Annotated in this window: 4 protein-coding genes; 3 read left to right on the top strand and 1 reads right to left on the bottom strand. The window is 46.5% G+C overall.

Annotated features, from left to right (window positions below; translation table 11 throughout):
* The first annotated feature begins 116 nt into the window (after positions 1-116).
* The 3 genes from VN105_RS14870 to VN105_RS14860 all read left to right on the top strand — a co-directional run bounded on the left by VN105_RS14870 (position 117) and on the right by VN105_RS14860 (position 1,684).
* Positions 117-569, top strand: a complete 453-nt coding sequence (locus VN105_RS14870) for a MarR family winged helix-turn-helix transcriptional regulator (protein ID WP_325642225.1) — start codon at positions 117-119, stop codon at positions 567-569.
* Positions 570-630: 61 nt separating this feature from the next.
* Positions 631-1,065, top strand: coding sequence for a DoxX family protein (locus tag VN105_RS14865; RefSeq protein WP_325642223.1), 435 nt, complete (start codon positions 631-633; stop codon positions 1,063-1,065).
* Between the two features lie 31 nt (positions 1,066-1,096).
* Entirely contained in the window at positions 1,097-1,684 is a 588-nt protein-coding gene (locus VN105_RS14860) for a YceI family protein (protein ID WP_325642221.1), read from the top strand.
* A 64-nt stretch (positions 1,685-1,748) separates the two neighbouring features.
* On the opposite strand, the gene VN105_RS14855 is transcribed toward VN105_RS14860, so the two are convergent.
* A partial coding sequence (locus VN105_RS14855) for a DEAD/DEAH box helicase (RefSeq protein ID WP_325642219.1) occupies positions 1,749-2,891 on the bottom strand: 1,143 nt, incomplete at its 5' end.

Genomic DNA, 2,891 nt, shown 5'->3' with positions numbered 1-2,891 from the left:
AAAATCAGCGTAATCAGTGTTCCAAGACAATTTCCCCGCCGAAGGCGGACAAAAAATTTGGCGGTATCAAAAATACACTTACCTTTGTTGTATAAACAACAGTTGTAATTGTAACTATGAAACTGGAAGAGGAACTGAAGCAGACCAGATTTAAGGATGAATACCAGAGAGCCATGCTGAATATCATATTTACCGGTAACTGGCTGGAAGTATGGACATCGCAGGTGCTGAAGCAATACGACCTGTCCAGCCAGCAATTCAATGTATTACGGATACTTCGCGGAAGCAGCCCAAGGCCGTTAAACCTGCTGGATATCCAGGAACGGATGATGGACAGGATGAGCAACGCCACCCGCCTGGTGGAAAAGCTGCGCCAAAAAGGGTTACTGACCCGTAAGCAGTGCGACAGTAACCGCCGGAAAGTGGAAATTGAGATCACCGAAAAAGGACAGGCCCTGTTAAAGGAACTGGATCCCGTAATGGAGAAAAATCACCTGGAACTAACAAAGAAGCTTACGGTAGCGGAAGTGAATACCATTAACGAATTACTGGATAAGCTTCGCGACTGATTTTTTTTGCCTTAACACTTGTATATACAATAAAAGTACAAACGCTAATAAATATACCCTTATGTTCAAAAGAATACTTCGTACAGACGATAATCTCGTTTCCTTTATTATCCGCATTACCGTGGCACTGGTGATGTTGCCGCACGGCGCCCAGAAATTACTCGGTATGTTCGGAGGATATGGATTCAAAGCCACCATGAGTTACTTTACTTCACAGGGCACCCCGGCTATCCTTGCATTTCTGGTCATTTTTACCGAAAGCATCGGTTCCCTGCTGCTCCTTTTCGGATTTACTACCAGGATATGGGCAGCTATGCTAACTGTAATCATGCTGGTAGCCATGAACATTCATTCTGCCAACGGCTTTTTTATGAACTGGGGCGGAACACAACCGGGGGAAGGCTTTGAATATCATTTACTGGTAATCGGCATCAACATAGCCCTGATCATCAAAGGCGCCGGACGCTGGTCAGCGGACCGCCAGCTTTCTAAATAAACAATTAACTAAATTCAATAAAAAAACAATCATGAAAAAAGGTTTCTTTTTCACCACCCTCCTGGTACTGGCCAGCATCGCTACCTTTGCACAGGTAAAATGGAACGCCGACCCCGCGCATACCAGCATCATCTTTGGCGTGAAGCACCTGGGCTTGAGCTATGTTCAGGGTCACTTCACCAAATTCAATGGCACCATTGAAACTACCGACAGTACTAACTTCCAGAACGCGAAAGTTGACTTCACCGTAGATGCTTCCAGCATTTCTACCGGCGTTGACCAGCGCGACGGGCACCTGAAAACAGACGACTTCTTTAACGTAGCTGAATACCCCTCTATTACATTGAAAAGCGTGTCTTTGAAGAAAGTGTCAGGAGATAAATATATATTGTTAGCAGACCTTACTATCCGCAACACTACAAAACGTGTAACCTTCAACGTTACTTATAACGGTGTAATTAAAGATCCATGGGGCCTGAGAAGAGCCGGCTTCACCGCAAAAACTACCATTAACCGTCTTGATTACGGCGTAAAATATGCAGACAAATTACCTTCCGGCGTATGGGCAGTAGCACCTACTGTTGACATCACTGTGAACGTAGAGGCAGTAAAACAGTAGTTAGGGATTTAGATAGATAGTGTGTTTGAGAGCGGTCCCGGTGTAAGCCGGGACCGTATTTTGCTTATTTCTTCTTTGCTTTCTTCTTCACATTGGCAGCCGCTCTCTTCTTCACTTTCTTCTGCAGCTGCTCCATTTCCCTGTTATGTTCATCCAGCAATAACTGCCAGTTATCGTTGGGGATATCTTCGGAGAAGCTGATGGTTTCCCGGTAATCATCTTTATTGATCTTCATTTCGGTAATGTCTTTACCGAGGAACTTCTGGATCTCATCCAGGATAGGTTTTTCTTCTGTACTGCAGAAAGAAACCGCCTGTCCTTTCTGTACGCCGCGGCCGGTACGGCCTACACGGTGCACGTAATTTTCAGGTACATCAGGCAAGTCGTAATTCACAACATAATCAACGTTGGGGATATCAATACCGCGTGCATTTACATCTGTAGTAATAAGTACTTTGATATCGCCCTTTTTGAACTCCGCCATTACATCCAGCCGGTCGCCCTGGTCTTTGCCGCCGTGCATGGTAAGGGATTTGATGCCGATACGCTCCATAGCTGCCATTACGCGTTCTGCGCGCACCTTGGTACGTACAAATACGAGGATCTTACTTTCAGGGAACTCTTTGATCAGTCTTTCGAGGAAGAAACGTTTATCATCCATTTCTACAAAAGCTACCGCATGGCTTACGTTTTTAGCAACGGGATCTTTGGGAGATATTTGTATGCGGATAGGATTATTTACTACGGAATATGCCAGGTCCTTAATGTCTTTGTTCAGGGTAGCGGAGAAGAAGAGGGTCTGATGTTCGCGGGGAATATGTTTGATCACATCGCGGATATCCCGGATAAAGCCCAGGTCCAGCATATGATCGGCCTCATCGAGCACGAGGATCTGTACCTGGCTGAGATCAATATGTCCCTGGTTGATCTGGTCGAACATACGGCCGGGGGTGGCAATGAGTACATCCACGCCTTTTTCCAGTACTTTGATCTGGGGGCCCTGGTCTACGCCGCCTACGAGGGCCAAAATGGTAAGGTCGGTATATTGGGCGATGGACTGGAAAACTTCCGCGATCTGGATAGCGAGCTCCCGGGTAGGCACCATTATAAGGCATTTCACTTCGTATTTCCCTTTCCGGTACCGGCGGTCCTGCTGTTGCAGGCGGTGCAGGATAGGGATGGCAAAAGCCGCCGTTTTACCGGTGCC

Origin of the sequence: Chitinophaga sp., assembly GCF_035564935.1 — a bacterium.
GTDB lineage: Bacteria > Bacteroidota > Bacteroidia > Chitinophagales > Chitinophagaceae > Chitinophaga.
This window is presented reverse-complemented; position numbering and strand designations above follow the sequence as displayed.